Origin of the sequence: Streptomyces sp. NPDC051172 (assembly GCF_040682555.1) — a bacterium.
Lineage (GTDB): Bacteria > Actinomycetota > Actinomycetes > Streptomycetales > Streptomycetaceae > Streptomyces.
Window position 1 is genome coordinate 97,047 of sequence record NZ_JBFBBE010000003.1, and the last position, 18,347, is coordinate 115,393.

Annotated in this window: 15 protein-coding genes; 12 read left to right on the forward strand and 3 right to left on the reverse strand. The window is 70.3% G+C overall.

What is annotated here, in order from left to right:
* Positions 1–18: 18 nt before the first annotated feature.
* Entirely contained in the window at positions 19–1,491 is a 1,473-nt protein-coding gene (locus AB0N07_RS02700; protein WP_365831339.1) for a PucR family transcriptional regulator ligand-binding domain-containing protein, read from the forward strand.
* 122 nt (positions 1,492–1,613) lie between these two features.
* Positions 1,614–2,402 (forward strand): phosphatase, encoded by a 789-nt coding sequence (locus AB0N07_RS02705; RefSeq protein ID WP_365831341.1) that lies wholly within the window; start codon positions 1,614–1,616, stop codon positions 2,400–2,402.
* Between the two features lie 16 nt (positions 2,403–2,418).
* Here AB0N07_RS02705 and AB0N07_RS02710 read toward each other — a convergent pair whose 3' ends face one another.
* From AB0N07_RS02710 to AB0N07_RS02720, 3 genes are all read right to left on the reverse strand, one after another.
* Positions 2,419–3,294 carry an acyl-CoA thioesterase II gene (locus AB0N07_RS02710; RefSeq protein WP_365831343.1) on the reverse strand — a complete coding sequence of 292 codons (876 nt, stop codon included), beginning with the start codon at positions 3,292–3,294 and terminating at the stop codon, positions 2,419–2,421.
* Positions 3,295–3,340: 46 nt separating this feature from the next.
* The gene (locus AB0N07_RS02715) at positions 3,341–4,498 is read right to left on the reverse strand and encodes an acyl-CoA dehydrogenase family protein (protein WP_365831345.1); all 1,158 of its coding nucleotides are present in this window, start codon (positions 4,496–4,498) and stop codon (positions 3,341–3,343) included.
* Between the two features lie 107 nt (positions 4,499–4,605).
* Positions 4,606–5,202, reverse strand: a complete 597-nt coding sequence (locus AB0N07_RS02720) for a TetR/AcrR family transcriptional regulator (RefSeq protein ID WP_365831347.1) — start codon at positions 5,200–5,202, stop codon at positions 4,606–4,608.
* Between the two features lie 95 nt (positions 5,203–5,297).
* On the opposite strand from AB0N07_RS02720, the gene AB0N07_RS02725 reads away from it, so the two are divergent.
* The 10 genes from AB0N07_RS02725 to AB0N07_RS02770 all read left to right on the forward strand — a co-directional run bounded on the left by AB0N07_RS02725 (position 5,298) and on the right by AB0N07_RS02770 (position 18,282).
* The gene (locus tag AB0N07_RS02725; protein WP_365831349.1) at positions 5,298–6,914 is read left to right on the forward strand and encodes a carboxyl transferase domain-containing protein; all 1,617 of its coding nucleotides are present in this window, start codon (positions 5,298–5,300) and stop codon (positions 6,912–6,914) included.
* 11 nt (positions 6,915–6,925) lie between these two features.
* Positions 6,926–8,866, forward strand: coding sequence for an acetyl/propionyl/methylcrotonyl-CoA carboxylase subunit alpha (locus AB0N07_RS02730; RefSeq protein WP_365831351.1), 1,941 nt, complete (start codon positions 6,926–6,928; stop codon positions 8,864–8,866).
* On the forward strand, positions 8,863–9,786 hold the full coding sequence (locus AB0N07_RS02735) for a hydroxymethylglutaryl-CoA lyase (RefSeq protein ID WP_365831353.1): 924 nt from the start codon (positions 8,863–8,865) through the stop codon (positions 9,784–9,786). The genes AB0N07_RS02730 and AB0N07_RS02735 overlap by 4 nt, the downstream gene beginning before the upstream one ends.
* Before the next feature lie 8 nt (positions 9,787–9,794).
* The gene (locus tag AB0N07_RS02740) at positions 9,795–10,955 is read left to right on the forward strand and encodes an acyl-CoA dehydrogenase family protein (protein ID WP_365831355.1); all 1,161 of its coding nucleotides are present in this window, start codon (positions 9,795–9,797) and stop codon (positions 10,953–10,955) included.
* A 149-nt stretch (positions 10,956–11,104) separates the two neighbouring features.
* A complete protein-coding gene (locus AB0N07_RS02745; protein WP_365831357.1) occupies positions 11,105–12,166 on the forward strand; it encodes an ABC transporter substrate-binding protein in 1,062 nt (353 codons plus the stop codon).
* 116 nt (positions 12,167–12,282) lie between these two features.
* On the forward strand, positions 12,283–13,116 hold the full coding sequence (locus AB0N07_RS02750; RefSeq protein ID WP_365831359.1) for a siderophore-interacting protein: 834 nt from the start codon (positions 12,283–12,285) through the stop codon (positions 13,114–13,116).
* A 118-nt stretch (positions 13,117–13,234) separates the two neighbouring features.
* A complete protein-coding gene (desA, locus tag AB0N07_RS02755; RefSeq protein ID WP_365831361.1) occupies positions 13,235–14,701 on the forward strand; it encodes a lysine decarboxylase DesA in 1,467 nt (488 codons plus the stop codon).
* The gene (locus AB0N07_RS02760) at positions 14,685–15,977 is read left to right on the forward strand and encodes a lysine N(6)-hydroxylase/L-ornithine N(5)-oxygenase family protein (RefSeq protein WP_365831363.1); all 1,293 of its coding nucleotides are present in this window, start codon (positions 14,685–14,687) and stop codon (positions 15,975–15,977) included. Before desA ends, AB0N07_RS02760 begins: the two co-directional genes overlap by 17 nt.
* Positions 15,974–16,513 (forward strand): GNAT family N-acetyltransferase, encoded by a 540-nt coding sequence (locus AB0N07_RS02765; RefSeq protein WP_365831365.1) that lies wholly within the window; start codon positions 15,974–15,976, stop codon positions 16,511–16,513. The genes AB0N07_RS02760 and AB0N07_RS02765 overlap by 4 nt, the downstream gene beginning before the upstream one ends.
* A complete protein-coding gene (locus AB0N07_RS02770; protein WP_365831367.1) occupies positions 16,510–18,282 on the forward strand; it encodes an IucA/IucC family siderophore biosynthesis protein in 1,773 nt (590 codons plus the stop codon). The genes AB0N07_RS02765 and AB0N07_RS02770 overlap by 4 nt, the downstream gene beginning before the upstream one ends.
* Positions 18,283–18,347 lie beyond the last annotated feature (65 nt).

Consider the following 18,347-nt stretch of genomic DNA (forward strand, 5'->3'; position numbering starts at 1 on the left):
GTGGAGGAAGCGCACACCATGCCGGACCCCGCGGATCCCGCCACGCCACCCACGCCACCCGTGCCTCTTTCGGCACTTCTGGCCCGCGAGGACCTGGCCCTCCGGCAGATCGCGGGGCCGGCCGATCCCGGCATCGTCATCCACTGGGCGCACACCTCGGAGATGGCCGACCCGTACCCGTACCTGCTGGGCGGGGAGCTGCTGCTGACGGCGGGGGTCCATGTCCCGGAGGCCGCCGGTTCCGGCACGTACTTCGACGACTACGTGGCGAGGATCGTCGCGGCGGGCGGCGCGGCCCTCGGCTTCGGTCTGGCTCCCGTGCACGACTCGGTACCGCGCGCGCTGGTGGCGGCGTGCGACGCGCACGAGCTGCCGCTCGTCGAGGTCCCTGAGCAGACCACGTTCTCCGGCGTCGCCCGCGCGGTCTGGCAGCTGATGGCCCAGGCCCGCCTCGCCGAACTGCGCCGTGTGACGGAGGCCCAGCAGAGCCTCGCGGCGGCGGCCTCCCGCCCGGACCCGGTGCCGTCGGTGCTGCGGCAGCTGGCCCAACGAGTGGGCGGCCGGGCGGTGCTGTTCGGGCCGGAGGCGGCGGAGATCGCCTCCGCGGGGCGTCCGGTGGAGACCGGCGTCCGGGAGGCGCTGGCCCGGCTCGCGCAGGTCGTACGCCCCTCCGGTCCGGGGACGCCCACCTCCGCCACCGACACGGCCGCCGGCACCCACCTCGCCGCCTACGCCCTCGGCGCCGGGCAGGGCTTCGCGCTCGGGGTCGCGGCGCCGCAGCGGGAACCCGGCGATCACACCATCGCCTCCGTCGCCGCCGTCCTGCTCTCCCTCCTCACCGGCGAGCACCAGAGCGGCAGGGGGGCGGCACGGTCGTCCGCGCTGGTACGGCTGCTGCTGGGGACGCCGCCGGCGGACGTGGCCGCCCTCCTCGGGCCCGGCCCCTGGCTGGTGGTGCACGCCCGGCCGGACGCCCAGGCGCCCGACCCGGTGGCCGCTTCGGCGCTGGGCGCGGCCCTCGGCTCGCCCCTGGTCGACCTGGCCGAGGAGGTCGTACGGGTCCTGGTGCCCGCCGACCGCGAACCGGTCGCGCAGCCGGGCTGGACGCTGGGCGTCAGCGCCGCCTCGGCCCCGTCCGGGTGGCCGTCCGCCGACACCCAGGCCGCCCGCGCGCTGGCCCGCGCCCGCGCCACCCGCACGGCCCTGGTCCGGCACGGCGACCGGACGGGCCTCGCCGACCTGGTGCCCTCCGACGAGGCCGCGGCGCACGCCCGTACGCTCCTCGCCCCGATCGCGGGCACCCCCGCGCTGACCGAGACCCTGCGCACCTGGCTCTCCCTGCACGGCAGTTGGGACCGTACGGCCGTCGCCCTGTCCGTCCACCGCAACACGGTCCGCCAGCGCATCGCCCGCTGCGCCGCACTCCTCGACACGGACGTGGACGACCCTGACGTACGCATGGAGCTGTGGTTCGCACTGCGACGGCAGTAAGTACGGCAGCAACAGGTACGACAGCAATGGGTACGCAGGCCCATGTCGCTGAGTACGTGACGCGCGTCCCAGCGCGCCGGACGCCGGGGAATCGCACAGTCGACTGCCTCACAATGGGTTTCATGCCGATACCCGGGACACCCAGCCGCGCCGAGCTCCTCGAGCACCTTGTGAAGACCCGCATCGCGGGCGACGTCGCCACCCCGCGCGAGAACAACCTCTCCCACTACCGCCAGCTCGCGAACGGCGTCCGCAACTACTGGCTCGGGCTGGAACTCGGCGACCGGTGGGCCGACGAGCAGGACGTGCTCGCGGTGATGGCGGAGCGGGTGGGTGTGAACGACGATCCCGAGTACCGGTACGGCCAGGACACCATCGACCCCGAGCTCACGGTGGGCGCTCTGGAGCGGATGGCGGCCCGGCTGCGCAAGGCGGCCGAGGGGCAGCAGCGGGTGCTGTTCGCTACCGGCCACCCGGGCGGCCTGCTCGACGTGCACCGCGCCACGGCCGCCGCACTGCGCCGAGCCGGCTGCGAGATCGTGGTGATCCCGGAGGGGCTGCAGACCGACGAGGGGTATGTGTGGCAGCTCGCGGACGTGGCGGTCCTGGAGCACGGGGCCACCCTGTGGCACACGCACTCCGGTGAGCCGATGAAGGCCATCCTCACGGCGCTCGAGGAGGAGGGCCGCCCGCTGCCGGACCTGGTCGTCGCCGACCACGGCTGGGCGGGCTACGCCGGCCAGCACGGCGTCGACTCCGTCGGCTACGCCGACTGCAACGACCCGGCGCTCTTCCTCGCCGAGGCCGAGGGCACCGTACAGGTGACGGTCCCGCTGGACGACCATGTGCCGAGCCCGCGCCACTACGACCCGATGACGGCGTATCTGCTGGCGGAGGCGGGCCTGTCCTGACGGTCCGGGGGTCCCGTCACCGCGGGACCCGGACCAGCCCTTCCTGGATCACCGAGATGGCCAGCTGCCCGTCCTGCGTGTAGATCCGGGCCTGGCCGAGCCCGCGGCCGCCGTGGCTCGTCGGCGACTCCTGGTCGTAGAGCAGCCATTCGTCGGCGCGGAAGGGCCGGTGGAACCACATGGCGTGGTCGAGCGAGGCTCCGACCACGTCACCGACGGCCCAGCCGCCCCGGCCGTGCGCGAGCAGCACCGAGTCGAGCAGGGTCATGTCGGAGACATAGGTGGCGAGGACGACGTGCAGCAGCGGTTCGTCAACAGCACCGCCGAGCTTGCCGTTGGTGCGGAACCACACCTGGGAGTGCGGCTCGCGCGGCTCGCCGAACTTCCCGTACGGCGGCTCCTCGACGTAGCGCAGATCGACGGCCTCGCGCGCCTCCAGGAACTTCTCCACCACCGCGGGGTCGAGGTGGTCGTAGCCGCGCAGCCGCTCGTGGGAGGTGGGCAGCGTGGCAGGGTCGGGCGCCGCCGGCATCGGCGTCTGGTGGTCGAGGCCCTCCTCGTCCGTCTGGAAGGAGGCCGACAGATGGAAGATCGGCTTGCCGTGCTGGACGGCGACCACCCGGCGGGTGGTGAAGGACCGGCCGTCACGGATGCGGTCGACCTGGTAGACGATCGGCGCGCCAGGGTCGCCCGGCCGCAGGAAGTACGCGTGCAGGGAGTGGGCGTGCCGGTCCGCGGGGACCGTACGCCCGGCGGCGACCATCGCCTGGGCCGCGACCTGTCCGCCGAAGACGCGGGGGACGACGGCGGACCGGGACTGGCCGCGGAAGATGTCCTCCTCGATCTGCTCCAGGTCGAGCAGATCGAGGAGGTCCTGTAGTGCCTGGCTCATGGCAGACAGTTGTACCCGCCAGTCGTTTCCTGGGGTTTCGCGGGTCTTACAGACCCATGTCCTTGGCGATGATCGTCTTCATGATCTCGCTGGTGCCGCCGTAGATGCGGTTGACGCGGTTGTCCGCGTACAGGCGGGCGATCGGGTACTCGTTCATGAAGCCGTAGCCGCCGTGCAGCTGGAGGCAGCGGTCGATGACGCGGTGTGCGACCTCGGTGCAGAACAGCTTGGCGGAGGCGGCCTCTGCAGGGGTCAGCTCACCGGCGTCGAGGGCCTCCAGGGCGCGGTCGGCGACCGCCTCGGCGGCGTCCACCTCGGCCTGGCAGGCGGCCAGCTCGAACTTGGTGTTCTGGAAGGAGGCGACGGACTTGCCGAAGACGGTGCGCTCCTGGACGTACTCCTTGGCGAACCGCACGGCGGCCTTGGCCTGCGCGTAGGCGCCGAAGGCGATGCCCCAGCGCTCGGACGCCAGGTTGTGGCCCAGGTAGTAGAAGCCCTTGTTCTCCTCGCCGAGCAGGTCCTCGACGGGCACCTTGACGTCGACGAACGCCAGCTCGGCGGTGTCGGAGGTCTTCAGGCCGAGCTTGTCCAGCTTGCGGCCTATGGAGTAGCCCTCGGACTTGGTGTCCACGGCGAACAGGGAGATGCCGAAGCGGCGGTCCTCGGCGGTGGGCGCGGAGGTGCGGGCGCAGACGATCACACGGTCGGCGTGGACGCCGCCGGTGATGAAGGTCTTGGCGCCGTTGAGGACGTAGTGCGTGCCGTCCTCGCTCAGCTTGGCGGTGGTCTTCATGCCCGCGAGGTCGGAGCCGGTGCCCGGCTCGGTCATCGCGAGGGCCCACATCTCCTCGCCGGAGACGAACTTCGGCAGGAAGCGCTTCTTCTGCTCGTCGGTGGCGAGCATCTTGATGTACGGGAGGCCGAGCAGCACGTGCACACCGGAGCCGCCGAACTGCACGCCCGCGCGCGCGGTCTCCTCGTACATCACGGCCTCGAACTTGTACGAGTCGATGCCGGCGCCGCCGTACTCCTCGTCCACGCGGATGCCGAAGACGCCGAGCTCGGCGAGCTTGTAGTAGAAGTCGCGCGGCGCCTGGCCGGCGGCGAACCACTCGTCGTAGACCGGGACGACCTCGGCCTCGATGAAGGCGCGCAGGGTCTCCCGGAACGCCTCGTGGTCCTCGTTGAACACCGTACGGCGCACTCCCGCCACCTCCACCTGGTCTTTGAGTCCGTGTCTAAGCGCTTGCTCAGAACACTAAGGTACCGGCGGGTAAGGAGAGGCGTCCAGAGGTGATCCCGTAACGCTCGTCACTCCGCCGCGGCCGCCGCGAAGGCACCCCGTGCCATCCGGTGCAGCAGCTCCGCCGTCGCCCCGCGGCCCGGCAGCGAGCCGGGGCGGCCCAGGTGCGGGGTCGAGTTCAGCAGGCCGAAGACCGAGTGCACGGCGGAGCGGGCGGCGGGTTCCGCGATGCCCGGATAGACCTCCCGCAGCACCTCCACCCACAGCTCGACGTACTGCCGCTGCAGCTGCCGCACCAGCTTGCGGTCGCTGTCCCGGAGGCGGTCCAGCTCGCGGTCGTGCAGGGTGATCAGGGGGCGGTCGTCGAGCGCGAAGTCGATGTGCCCTTCGATGAGCGAGTCGAGGACCGCGTCCGCGGGGCCCCCGTCCGCCTCCGCCACGCGCCGCTTGGCACCGGTCAGCAGCTGGCCGCTGATCCCCACCAGCAGCTCGGCGAGCATCGCGTCCTTGCCCGCGAAGTGGCGGTAGAGACCGGGGCCGCTGATGCCGACGGCGGCACCTATCTCGTCGACTCCGACCCCGTGGAAACCGCGCTCGGCGAACAGTCGCGCGGCCTCCTTGAGGATCTGCTCGCGGCGGGTGGGGGCGTCGGTTCTGGTGGCCATGGAGGTAATTCTAGACAGGGAGGTTAGCGGTCGTTAACCTGAAGGAAATGGTTAACGCTCATTAACAGTCGACCACTGGGTGAGGGGACCGCAGGATGCACGAGGCACCGGAGCTGACGAGCGCGGCCGATCCCGCGTCGGAGGCCTGGCGGGCCAACGAGGCGGCGCACCGCGCGCTCGTCGAGGAGCTGCGCGGCAAGCTGGCCGCGGCGCGGCTCGGCGGCGGCGAGAAGGCGCGGGCCAGGCACACCGCGCGCGGGAAGCTGCTGCCGAGGGACCGGGTGGACACGCTGCTCGACCCGGGCTCACCGTTCCTGGAGCTGGCGCCGCTGGCCGCCGACGGGATGTACGACGGGGCCGCACCCGCCGCCGGGGTCATCGCCGGCATCGGGCGGGTGAGCGGACGCGAGTGCGTGGTCGTCGCCAACGACGCCACCGTCAAGGGCGGCACGTACTACCCGATGACGGTGAAGAAGCATCTGCGCGCCCAGGAGGTGGCCCTGGAGAACCACCTGCCGTGCATCTACCTGGTCGACTCCGGGGGCGCCTTCCTGCCCATGCAGGACGAGGTCTTCCCGGACCGTGAGCACTTCGGGCGGATCTTCTACAACCAGGCCCGGATGTCCGGGGCGGGGATTCCGCAGATCGCCGCGGTCCTCGGCTCGTGCACGGCCGGCGGGGCGTACGTGCCGGCGATGAGCGACGAGGCGGTCATCGTCCGGGGCCAGGGGACCATCTTCCTGGGCGGCCCACCCCTGGTGAAGGCCGCCACCGGTGAAGTGGTCACCGCCGAGGAGCTCGGCGGCGGCGAGGTGCACTCCCGGGTCTCCGGTGTGACGGACCACCTCGCAGAGGACGATGCGCACGCGCTGAGGATCGTGCGGAACATCGCCGCCACACTGCCCGCGCGCGGACCGCTGCCCTGGCAGGTCACGGCGGCCGCGGAGCCCAAGGTCGATCCGTACGGCCTCTACGGCGCGGTGCCGGTCGATCCCCGCACTCCGTACGACGTCCGCGAGATCATCGCACGCGTGGTCGACGGCTCCCGTTTCGCGGAGTTCAAGGCGGAGTTCGGGCAGACCCTGGTCACCGGCTTCGCCCGGATCCACGGCCATCCGGTCGGGATCGTCGCCAACAACGGCATCCTGTTCTCCGAGTCCGCCCAGAAGGGCGCCCACTTCATCGAGCTGTGCGACCAGCGCGGCATCCCGCTGGTGTTCCTGCAGAACATCTCCGGCTTCATGGTCGGCAAGGACTACGAGGCGGGCGGCATCGCCAAGCACGGCGCCAAGATGGTGACGGCCGTGGCCTGCACCCGCGTACCGAAGCTGACGGTCGTGGTCGGCGGCTCGTACGGCGCGGGCAACTACTCGATGTGCGGCCGGGCGTACTCGCCCCGCTTCCTGTGGATGTGGCCCGGCGCCAAGATCTCCGTCATGGGCGGCGAGCAGGCCGCCTCGGTCCTCGCGACCGTCAAGCGGGACCAGCTGGAGGCGCAGGGCGAGGAGTGGCCGGCCGAGGACGAGGAGGCCTTCAAGGCGCCGATCCGGCAGCAGTACGAGCGCCAGGGCAACGCCTACTACGCCACCGCCCGGCTCTGGGACGACGGCGTGATCGACCCGCTGGAGACCAGGCAGGTGCTGGGCCTCGCGCTGACCGCCTGCGCCAACGCGCCGCTGGGCGAACCCCAGTTCGGCGTCTTCCGGATGTGAGGAGGGGACCCATGTTCGACACAGTGCTCGTGGCCAACCGGGGCGAGATCGCCGTCCGCGTGATCCGTACGCTCCGCTCGCTGGGCGTGCGCTCGGTGGCCGTCTTCTCCGACGCCGACGCCGACGCACGGCACGTCCGGGAGGCCGACACGGCGGTACGGATCGGTCCTGCGCCCGCGGCCGAGAGCTACCTCTCGGTGGAGCGGCTGCTGGAGGCCGCCGCCCGCACCGGCGCCCGGGCCGTCCACCCCGGATACGGCTTCCTCGCGGAGAACGCCGGCTTCGCGCGCGCGTGCGCCGACGCGGGGCTGGTCTTCATCGGGCCGCCCGCGGAGGCCATCTCCCTCATGGGCGACAAGATCCGCGCCAAGGAGACGGTGAAGGCGGCGGGCGTGCCGGTCGTCCCCGGTTCCAGCGGCAGCGGGCTCTCTGATGACCAACTCGCCGACGCCGCCCGGGAGATCGGGATGCCGGTGCTGCTGAAGCCGTCGGCCGGCGGTGGCGGCAAGGGCATGCGGCTGGTGCGGGACGCGGAGCAGCTGGCGGACGAGATCGCCGCCGCCCGCCGCGAGGCCCGCGCCTCCTTCGGCGACGGCACGCTCCTCGTCGAGCGGTGGGTGGACCGGCCCCGGCACATCGAGATCCAGGTGCTGGCGGACGGCCACGGGAACGTGGTGCACCTGGGCGAGCGCGAGTGCTCGCTGCAGCGCCGGCACCAGAAGATCATCGAGGAGGCGCCCAGCGTGCTCCTCGACGAGGAGACCCGGGCCGCGATGGGCGAGGCGGCGGTCCAGGCGGCCCGCTCGTGCGGGTATCGCGGGGCGGGCACGGTGGAGTTCATCGTGCCGGGCGGCGACCCCTCCTCGTACTACTTCATGGAGATGAACACCCGGCTCCAGGTGGAGCACCCGGTCACCGAGCTGGTCACTGGCCTCGACCTGGTGGAGTGGCAGCTGCGGGTGGCGGCGGGCGAACAACTGCCTTACAAGCAGGGCGACGTCAGGCTGACCGGGCATGCGATCGAGGCACGTGTGTGTGCCGAGGACCCTGCCCGCGGCTTCCTGCCGTCCGGTGGCACGGTGCTGCGGCTGCGCGAGCCCCAGGGCGACGGCGTCCGCACCGACTCCGGTCTCAGCGAGGGCACGGAGGTCGGTTCGCTGTACGACCCGATGCTGTCCAAGGTGATCGCGTACGGGCCGGACCGGGAGACGGCGATCCGGAAACTGCGGGCCGCCCTCGCGCAGACGGTGACGCTGGGCGTGCAGACCAACGCCGGGTTCCTGCGCCGGCTGCTGGCCCATCCTGCCGTCGTCGCGGGCGAGTTGGACACCGGGCTTGTGGAGCGGGAGGTGGACGGCCTCGTCTCCACGGACGTTCCGGAGGAGGTGTACGAGGCGGCGGCGGCCGTACGGCTGGAGGCCCTGGAGCCGCGCGGGGAAGGCTGGACCGACCCGTTCTCCGTGCCGAGCGGCTGGCGGCTGGGCGGGGCGCCCAAGCCCGTCGGCTTCCACCTGCGGGTGCAGGACCCCGTGGAGTACGTGCCGCGCGGCAGCCACGCCCTCACCGACGACACCGTCTGCGTCACCCTCGACGGCGTCCGCCACACCTTCCACCGCGCCGCCGACTGGATCGGCCGCGACGGCGACGTCTGGCACGTGCGCGACCACGACCCGGTCGCCGCGTCCCTCACGGGTGCGCGGCATGCGGGCGCCGACTCGCTCACCGCGCCCATGCCCGGGACGGTCACGGTGGTGAAGGTCGCCGTCGGTGACGAGGTGAGTGCAGGACAGAGCCTGCTGGTCGTCGAGGCGATGAAGATGGAGCACGTCATCTCCGCCCCGCACGCCGGCACGGTCGCCGAACTGGACGTCACCCCGGGCACGACGGTCGCCATGGACCAGGTGCTCGCCGTCATCACACCGGTCGCGAACCCGGCGGAGGAGGAGAAATGACGCTGCCCATGGCCGTACCGGCTCCCGGTCTGCCGACCCGCGTCCGCATCCACGAGGTCGGCGCGCGTGACGGCCTGCAGAACGAGAAGTCGACGGTGCCGACTCAGGTGAAGGCGGAGTTCGTCCGCCGTCTGGCCGACGCGGGGCTCACGACGATCGAGGCGACGAGCTTCGTCCACCCCAAGTGGGTGCCCCAACTCGCCGACGCCGAGCAGCTGTTCCCGCAGATCAGCGATCTGCCGGTGGACCTGCCGGTTCTCGTCCCGAACGAACGCGGCCTGGATCGCGCCCTGGCGCTCGGCGCCGGTCGCGTCGCGGTGTTCGCCAGTGCCACGGAGTCCTTCGCCAAGGCCAACCTCAACCGCACGGTCGACGAGGCGCTGGCCATGTTCGAGCCGGTGGTGGCCCGCGCCAAGTCCCAGCAGGTCCATGTCCGCGGCTACCTCTCCATGTGTTTCGGCGACCCCTGGGAAGGGGCCGTCCCGATCCCCCAGGTGGTCCGGGTCTGCAGGGCTCTGCTGGACATGGGCTGCGACGAACTGAGCCTCGGCGACACGATCGGGGTCGCGACGCCGGGCCACGTACGCGCCCTGCTGACCGACCTGGACGTCCCGGTCGAGAAGGTGGGCGTCCACTTCCACGACACCTACGGCCAGGCCCTCGCCAACACCCTGGCCGCCCTCCAGTACGGCGTCACCACGGTCGACGCCTCCGCCGGCGGACTCGGCGGCTGCCCGTACGCCAAGTCCGCCACCGGCAACCTCGCCACCGAAGACCTCGTGTGGATGCTTCGGGGTCTCGGCATCGACACCGGAGTCGACCTCGGCCGCCTCGTCGCCACCAGCGTGTGGATGGCCGAACAACTGGGCCGACCCAGCCCGTCCCGCACCGTCCGAGCCCTCTCCCACCAGGAGCAGTGATCACAGCCATGGACTACCGACTCTCACCCGAGCTGGAGGAACTCCGGCGCACCGTCGAGGAGTTCGCACACGACGTCGTGGCGCCCAAGATCGGCGAGTTCTACGAGCACCACGAGTTCCCCTACGAGATCGTCCGCGAGATGGGCCGCATGGGCCTGTTCGGGCTGCCGTTCCCCGAGGAGTACGGAGGCATGGGCGGCGACTACCTGGCGCTGGGCGTGGCGCTGGAGGAGCTGGCCCGCGTGGACTCGTCCGTGGCCATCACCCTGGAGGCCGGTGTCTCCCTGGGTGCCATGCCGATCCATCTCTTCGGCACCGAGGAGCAGAAGCAGCACTGGCTGCCCCGCCTGTGCTCGGGCGAGATCCTCGGCGCGTTCGGCCTCACCGAGCCGGACGGCGGCAGCGACGCCGGAGCCACCCGCACGACGGCCCGCCTCGACGAGGAGACGGACGAATGGGTGATCAACGGCACCAAGTGCTTCATCACCAACTCGGGTACGGACATCACGGGCCTGGTCACGGTGACGGCGGTGACCGGCCGCAAGCCGGACGGCAAACCGCTGATCTCCTCGATCATCGTCCCGTCGGGCACCCCGGGGTTCACGGTGGCGGCCCCGTACTCGAAGGTCGGCTGGAACGCCTCGGACACCCGTGAGCTGTCGTTCTCCGACGTCCGCGTCCCGGCGGCCAACCTGCTGGGCGAGAAGGGCCGCGGTTACGCCCAGTTCCTGCGCATCCTCGACGAGGGCCGGATCGCCATCGCCGCCCTCGCGACCGGGCTCGCCCAGGGCTGCGTGGACGAGTCGGTGAAGTACGCGAAGGAGCGCCGGGCCTTCGGCCGCCCCATCGGCGCCAACCAGGCCATCCAGTTCAAGATCGCCGACATGGAGATGAAGGCCCACACCGCCCGGCTTGCCTGGCGCGACGCGGCCGCCCGGCTGGTGAGCGGCGCCCCCTTCAAGAAGGAGGCCGCCCTCGCCAAGCTCCACTCCTCCACCGTCGCCGTGGACAACGCGCGCGAGGCCACCCAGATCCACGGCGGCTACGGCTTCATGAACGAGTACCCGGTGGCCCGTATGTGGCGCGACTCCAAGATCCTGGAGATCGGCGAGGGCACCAGCGAGGTCCAGCGGATGCTGATCGCAAGGGAGTTGGGACTGGTCGGCTGACCGCAGCCGAGGCACCACGGCTCCGGCCCGCAGGCCGCTGACAGTTCGGGACCGGAACGCCCACACCTCTGGACATCGAGTTAGGTTAGGCTAACCTACATTCAAAGTCGTCCGGCGGGCGTTCCGCCCCGTTCGAAAGCAGCCACAGCATGCCCAACGCCAGAGCCACCCATCCGACCCGACGCGGCATCCTCGCCGCGGGCGGCGCCCTCGGCCTCGGGGCCGTGCTCGCGGCCTGCGGCGACGACGACGCGAAAAGCGGCGGCTCCGGCAACGGGACGACCGCCACGGCATCCCCGCCCCCGGCGGAGGGCCCCTGGTCGTTCAAGGACGACCGCGGTACGACCGTGAAGCTCGACCAAGTGCCCACGAACATCGTCGCGTTCACCGGTGTCGCCGCCGCCCTCCACGACTACGGCATCAGCGTCAAGGGTGTCTTCGGCCCCACCAGGACGGCGGACGGCAAGCCCGACGTCCAGGCCGGCGACATGGACATCAGCAAGGTCACGATCCTCGGCAACGTCTGGGACCAGTTCAACGTCGAGAAGTACGCGGCCCTCGCGCCCGACCTGCTCATCTCCACGATGTTCGACGACGCCGGCACCCTCTGGTACGTCCCCGAGGCCTCCAAGGACAAGATCGCCAAACTGGCACCCAGCGTCGGCATCTCCGTCTACGACCGTCGGCTGACCGAGCCGCTGCAGCACATGTGGGCGCTCGCGGAGTCACTCGGCGCGGACATGACGGCGGCCAAGGTCACCGAGGCGAAGAAGAAGTTCGAAGCCGCCGCCGCCCGGCTGCGCAGGGCCGCGAGGGCCAGGCCCGACATCAAGGTGCTGGCCGGTTCCGCGAGCGACGCGCTCTTCTACGTCTCCGGCACGAACCTCTCGATCGACCTGGAGTACTTCAAGGCGCTCGGCGTGAACTTCGTCGAGCCGCCGGAGAAGGCGAAGGCCAAGGGGGGTGGCTGGTTCGAGTCGTTGAGCTGGGAGAACGTCGACAAGTACCAGGCCGACGTCATCATGATGGACGACCGGTCGTCGACGATTCAGCCTGCCGACATCACCAAGGCGACCTGGAAGAAGCTGCCGGCGGTGAAGGCGGGGCAGGTGATCTCGCGGTCGCCCGAGCCGATCTTGTCCTACGACAAGTGCACGCCGCTGCTCATTGATCTCGCCGAGGCGCTGGAGAAGGCGAAGAAGGTCGGCTGAACGTTTGGGGCCGTGGGTATGTGCGGGTCCGATGTGGCTGGTCGCGCAGTTCCCCGCGCCCCTAGGCCTAGTGCGCCTCCCCTCGCTTACAACCTGACGGCAACTCAGGAGCCCATATGACCACCGCCGTAGCCGCCCCCTTCCGCTTCTTCTCCCTCCGGGTCGTACGGACGAGGCGGCTCGGCCCGTCCTTGGTCCGGGTGACCTTCGCCGGGGAGGACTTGAAGTGCTTCGCCTCCCACGGACGGGACCAGTCCCTGTCCCTCTTCCTCCCGCATCCGGGGCAGAGCGAGCCCGCCGTACCGTACGAACTCGGCGACGGCTGGTGGCAGGCCTGGCGTGAACTGCCCGACGGCGTACGGGCCGTGATGCGGTCGTACACACTGCGGAGCCTGCGCCACGACCCGGACGAGATCGACGTCGACTTCGTGCTGCACACCCCGGCCGGGCCCGCCTCCGCCTGGGCCGCGCGAGCCGCCGCCGGTGATCGTGTCGTGGTGCTCGGGCCCGCGGTCGCGGACAACCGGGCGATCCGTTTCCGGCCGCCCGCGGACACCGATCTGGTGCTGATCTGGGGGGACGAGACCGCCCTTCCGGCCGTCTCGGCGATCCTCGAGTCGCTGCCGGCCGATGCCCGCGCCCGGGTCTGGCTGGAGGTGCACGACGCCGGGGACATCCAGGACCTGGTGACCGCGGCCGACGCCGAGATCACCTGGCTGGTCCGGGGCGCAGGCGACGTCGAGGGGTCCCCCATGGCCCTCGACGCCCTGCGCACCGACCGACTGCCGCCCGCCGAGCACCCGTACGCCTGGATCGCGGGCGAGAGCGGAAGCGTGAAGCAGCTGCGGCGGCACCTCGTCCAGGAGCGTGGCATCGACCGGCGGCGGGTCACCTTCGTCGGCTACTGGCGACAGGGCCTGAGCGAGGAGCAGTTGCGCGAACAGGAGTGACGGCGGTCACGGGAGGGGCAGGATTGGACCCAAAGATATTAGGTTAGGCTTGCCTAAGTTAATTGGGCCTCGCCCCTCACCCCCACCCGCACGGACTGTCCCCACCGGAGGACCCCCAATGCGCTCGCACCTGCTCAATGACCTGACCGCGGAGCGCTACCGCCGCTGCGTGACCGAAGGAGTCGAGCGGGTGGCGGCCACACTCGCCACCACCGACCGTCCGTTCACCGGTGTCTCCGTCGACGCCCTCGCTCCCCGGATCGACGCCATCGACCTCGACCGGCCACTTGGCGACACCGGCGCGGTCCTGGACGAGCTGGAGGACGTCTACCTCCGCGACGCGGTCTACTTCCACCACCCCCGCTACCTCGCCCACCTCAACTGCCCGGTCGTCATCCCTGCGGTGCTCGGCGAGGCCGTCCTGTCCGCCGTCAACTCCTCCCTGGACACCTGGGACCAGTCGGCCGGCGGCACCCTGATCGAACGCAGGCTCATCGACTGGACGACCGCCCGTATCGGTCTCGGACCCGCCGCGGACGGTGTGTTCACCTCCGGCGGCTCCCAGTCCAACTTGCAGGCGCTGCTGCTGGCCCGCGAGGAAGCCAAGCCGGGGCGGGCAGGGTGGGAAGAGGGGGCCACCCTCGCCGAACTGCGTGTCTTCGCCTCCGAGGTCAGTCACTTCAGCGTGAAGAAGTCCGCGAAACTGCTCGGCCTCGGCGAGGACGCCGTGGTCTCCGTTCCTGTGGACCACGACAAGCGGATGCAGACCGTCGCCCTGGCCCGTGAGCTGGAGCGCTGCCGGAAGGACGGCCTGGTCCCCATGGCCGTCGTCGCCACCGCGGGCACCACCGACTTCGGCTCCATCGACCCGCTGCCGGAGATCGCCGAGTTGTGCGCCCAGTTCGGCGCCTGGCTGCACGTGGACGCGGCGTACGGCTGCGGGCTGCTCGCCTCGCTCAGGTACCGGGACCGCATCGAGGGCATCGAGCGTGCCGACTCGGTCACCGTCGACTACCACAAGTCCTTCTTCCAACCGGTGAGTTCGTCCGCCGTACTGGTGCGGGACGCCTCGACCCTGCGCCACGCCACCTACCACGCGGAGTACCTCAACCCGCGCCGTATGGTCACCGAGCGCATCCCCAACCAGGTCGACAAGTCCCTGCAGACCACCCGGCGCTTCGACGCCCTCAAGCTGTGGATGACGCTGCGTGTGATGGGGGCCGACGGCATCGGCGAACTCTTCGACGAGGTGTGCGACCTGGCGCAGGAGGGCTGGACCCTCCTCGCCGCCGACCCCCGCTTCGACGTGGTCGTCCGGCCGTCCCTCTCCACCCTCGTCTTCCGGTGCATCCCGGCCGCCGTCACCGATCCGGCCGAGATCGACCGCGCCAACCTGTACGCCCGCAGGGCCCTGTTCGCCTCCGGCGACGCGGTGGTCGCGGGCACCGAGGTGGGCGGCCGCCACTACCTCAAGTTCACCCTGCTCAACCCCGAGACGACGAGCGAGGACATCGCCGCCGTCCTGGACCTGATAGCCGGCCACGCCGAGCAGTACCTGGGAGAGTCCCTTGACCGCGCGTCCTGAAAACCCGATCCCTCTTTCTGCGACTCATGACTTCGTGGGGATCGGGCTCGGCCCGTTCAACCTCGGCCTGGCCTGTCTGACCGAGCCGATCGCCGAGCTCGACGGTGTCTTCCTGGAGTCGAAGCCGGACTTCGAGTGGCATGCGGGCATGTTCCTGGACGGCGCCCATCTCCAGACCCCGTTCCTGTCGGACCTGGTCACCCTCGCCGACCCGACCTCGCCGTACTCCTTCCTCAACTATCTGAAGGAGAAGGGCCGGCTGTACTCGTTCTACATCCGCGAGAACTTCTACCCGCTGCGCGTCGAGTACGACGACTACTGCCGCTGGGCCGCGAACAACCTGAGCAGCGTCCGCTTCAGCACGACCGTCACCGAGGTGACGTACGACGAGGGGACGGAGAACTACCTCGTACGCACCGAGGGCGGAGACGTGTACCGCGCCCGCCGCCTCGTCCTCGGCACGGGCACTCCGCCGCACATCCCCGAGTCCTGCCGGAACCTGGGCGGCGACCTCATCCACAACTCCCGCTATCTGCAGCACAAGGCGGAGCTGCAGCGCAAGGAGTCGATCACGCTGGTCGGGTCCGGGCAGTCCGCCGCAGAGATCTACTACGACCTGCTGAGCGAGATCGACGTCCACGGCTACCGGCTGAACTGGGTCACCCGGTCCCCGCGCTTCTTCCCCCTCGAATACACCAAGCTCACGCTGGAGATGACCTCCCCGGAGTACATCGACTACTACCGGGAGCTGCCGGAGGCCACCCGCTACCGGCTCACGGCCGAGCAGAAGGGCCTGTTCAAGGGAATCGACGCCGACCTGATCGACGAGATCTTCGATCTGCTCTACGAGAAGAACCTCGGCGGTCCCGTGCCCACCCGCCTGCTCACCAACTCCGCACTGACCAGTGCGCGTTACGAGAACGGCGCGTACACGCTCTCCTTCCGTCAGGAGGAGCAGGAGAAGGACTACGAGATCGAGTCCGAGGGCCTGATCCTGGCGACCGGCTACCAGTACGCCGAGCCGGAGTTCCTGAAGCCCGTGCGCGACCGGCTGCTCTACGACTCGCACGGCAACTTCGACGTCGCCCGCAACTACTCCATCGACACCACCGGCCGGGGCGTCTTCCTGCAGAACGCCGGCGTGCACACCCACAGCATCACCAGCCCCGACCTGGGCATGGGCGCCTACCGCAACAGCTGCATCATCCGCGAGCTGCTCGGCACCGAGTACTACCCGGTCGAGAAGACCATCGCGTTCCAGGAGTTCACCGCATGAGCCCGACGACCTTCACCTTCCGCCCCCTCGACCCGCTGACCGACGCCGAACTCCTGCACACCTGGGTCACCCACCCCAAGGCCGCGTTCTGGATGATGCAGGACGCGAAGCTGGAGGACGTCGAACGCGCGTACATGGAGATCGCGGCCGACGAGCACCATCACGCGCTGCTCGGGCTCGACGGGGACGGCGAACCCGCCTTCCTGATGGAGTACTACGACCCCGCCCACCGCGAACTGGCCGGCCTCTACGAGCCGCAGCCGGGCGACATCGGCATGCACTTCCTGACCCCCGCCACCGACACACCCGTGCACGGCTTCACCCGGTCCGTGATCACCGCCGTGATGGCACGCCTCTTCGAGGACCCGGCGGTGCGACGCGTCGTCGTCGAGCCGGACATCTCCAACACCGCCGTCCACGCCCTGAACGAGGCCGTCGGCTTCGTGCCCGAACGCGAGATCCGGAAGCCGGAGAAGAAGGCGTTGCTGAGCTTCTGCACACGCGAGCAGTTCGAGAACGCGATGGTGCCCGCATGACCCTCACCGACACCGTGGCCCACCTCTCACCCGAACGCTGGGAGCAGGCCAACCGCCTGCTGGTCCGCAAGGCCCTCGCCGAGTTCGCGCACGAGCGCCTGATCACACCGGAAGCCACCGGCGGAAACGGGTACGTGGTCCGCAGCGACGACGGCCTGACCCGCTACCGCTTCACCGCCACGCGCCGCGCCCTCGACCACTGGCAGATCGACGCCGGCTCGATCACCCGCCATCGCGACGGCACCGAACTCCCCCTTGCCGCACTGGACTTCTTCATCGAGCTGAGGGCGGCGCTGGGCCTGAGCGACGAGATCCTCCCCGTCTACCTGGAGGAGATCTCCTCCACCCTCTCCGGCACCTGCTACAAGCTCACCAAGCCGCAGATCCCGGCCGCCGAACTGGCCCGCTCCGGCTTCCAGGCCGTCGAGACCGGTATGACCGAGGGCCACCCCTGCTTCGTCGCCAACAACGGACGGCTCGGCTTCGGCATCCACGAGTACCTGTCGTACGCCCCCGAGACCGCGAGCCCGGTCCGTCTGGTGTGGCTGGCCGCGCACAGGTCGCGCGCCGCCTTCACGGCGGGGGTCGGGATCGAGTACGAGACCTTCGTGCGGGAGGAGCTGGGCGAGCGGACCGTCGAGCGGTTCCACGGCATCCTGCGCGAGCAGGACCTGGACCCCGCCGACTACCTGCTCATCCCCGTCCACCCCTGGCAGTGGTGGAACAAGCTCACCGTCACCTTCGCCGCCGAGATCGCCCGCCGGCACCTGGTGTGCCTGGGCGAGGGCGACGACGAATACCTGGCCCAGCAGTCCATCCGGACCTTCTTCAACAGCTCGCACCCCGAGAAGCACTATGTGAAGACGGCCCTGTCGGTCCTCAACATGGGCTTCATGCGGGGGCTGTCGGCCGCCTACATGGAGGCCACCCCGGCCATCAACGACTGGCTGGCCCAACTGATCGAGGGCGATCCGGTGCTGAAGTCCACCGGCCTGTCGATCATCCGCGAGCGGGCCGCCGTCGGCTACCGGCACCTGGAGTACGAGAAGGCCACGGACCGCTACTCGCCGTACCGCAAGATGCTCGCGGCACTCTGGCGCGAGAGCCCGGTGTCCGACCTCCGGGACGGCGAGTCGCCGGCGACCATGGCCTGTCTCCTCCACGTCGACCACGAGGGCGCGTCCTTCGCGGGCGCGCTGATCGAGCAGTCGGGCCTGGCGCCGACCGAGTGGCTGCGGCACTACCTGCGGGCGTACTTCACGCCGCTCCTGCACAGCTTCTACGCCTACGACCTGGTCTACATGCCGCACGGCGAGAACGTGATCCTGGTCCTGAAGGACGGGGTCGTGCAGCGCGCGATCTACAAGGACATCGCCGAGGAGATCGCCGTCATGGACCCGGACGCGGTGCTCCCGCCGGCGGTCGAGCGGCTGCGCGTGGACGTCCCGGAGGACAAGAAACTCCTGTCGATCTTCACGGACGTCTTCGACTGCTTCTTCCGCTTCCTCGCCGCGAACCTCGCCGGTGAGGGCATCCTGGCGGAGGACGACTTCTGGCGCACGGTCGCGGAGGTCATCCGCGAGTACCAGGGGTCGGTGCCCGAACTCGCCGACAAGTTCCAGCGGTACGACATGTTCGCCCCGGAGTTCGCGCTGTCCTGCCTCAACCGGCTCCAACTGCGCAACAACAGGCAGATGGTCGACCTGACCGACCCTGCGGGCGCCCTCCAGCTGATCGGAACCCTGAAGAATCCCGTCTCGGGGTTCTGATCAGCTGGACGGGCGCCCCTTTAGGGGCGCGGGGCTGTGTCAATTTGCGGCTCCGCCGCGTGGGC

Coding starts and splice junctions, on each gene's coding strand:
- AB0N07_RS02700 (WP_365831339.1), top strand. CDS start 19: ATGCCGGACCCCGCGGATCCCGCCACGCCACCCACGCCACCCGTGCCT.
- AB0N07_RS02705 (WP_365831341.1), top strand. CDS start 1,614: ATGCCGATACCCGGGACACCCAGCCGCGCCGAGCTCCTCGAGCACCTT.
- AB0N07_RS02710 (WP_365831343.1), bottom strand. CDS start 3,294: ATGAGCCAGGCACTACAGGACCTCCTCGATCTGCTCGACCTGGAGCAG.
- AB0N07_RS02720 (WP_365831347.1), bottom strand. CDS start 5,202: ATGGCCACCAGAACCGACGCCCCCACCCGCCGCGAGCAGATCCTCAAG.
- AB0N07_RS02725 (WP_365831349.1), top strand. CDS start 5,298: ATGCACGAGGCACCGGAGCTGACGAGCGCGGCCGATCCCGCGTCGGAG.
- AB0N07_RS02730 (WP_365831351.1), top strand. CDS start 6,926: ATGTTCGACACAGTGCTCGTGGCCAACCGGGGCGAGATCGCCGTCCGC.
- AB0N07_RS02735 (WP_365831353.1), top strand. CDS start 8,863: ATGACGCTGCCCATGGCCGTACCGGCTCCCGGTCTGCCGACCCGCGTC.
- AB0N07_RS02740 (WP_365831355.1), top strand. CDS start 9,795: ATGGACTACCGACTCTCACCCGAGCTGGAGGAACTCCGGCGCACCGTC.
- AB0N07_RS02745 (WP_365831357.1), top strand. CDS start 11,105: ATGCCCAACGCCAGAGCCACCCATCCGACCCGACGCGGCATCCTCGCC.
- AB0N07_RS02750 (WP_365831359.1), top strand. CDS start 12,283: ATGACCACCGCCGTAGCCGCCCCCTTCCGCTTCTTCTCCCTCCGGGTC.
- desA (WP_365831361.1), top strand. CDS start 13,235: ATGCGCTCGCACCTGCTCAATGACCTGACCGCGGAGCGCTACCGCCGC.
- AB0N07_RS02765 (WP_365831365.1), top strand. CDS start 15,974: ATGAGCCCGACGACCTTCACCTTCCGCCCCCTCGACCCGCTGACCGAC.
- AB0N07_RS02770 (WP_365831367.1), top strand. CDS start 16,510: ATGACCCTCACCGACACCGTGGCCCACCTCTCACCCGAACGCTGGGAG.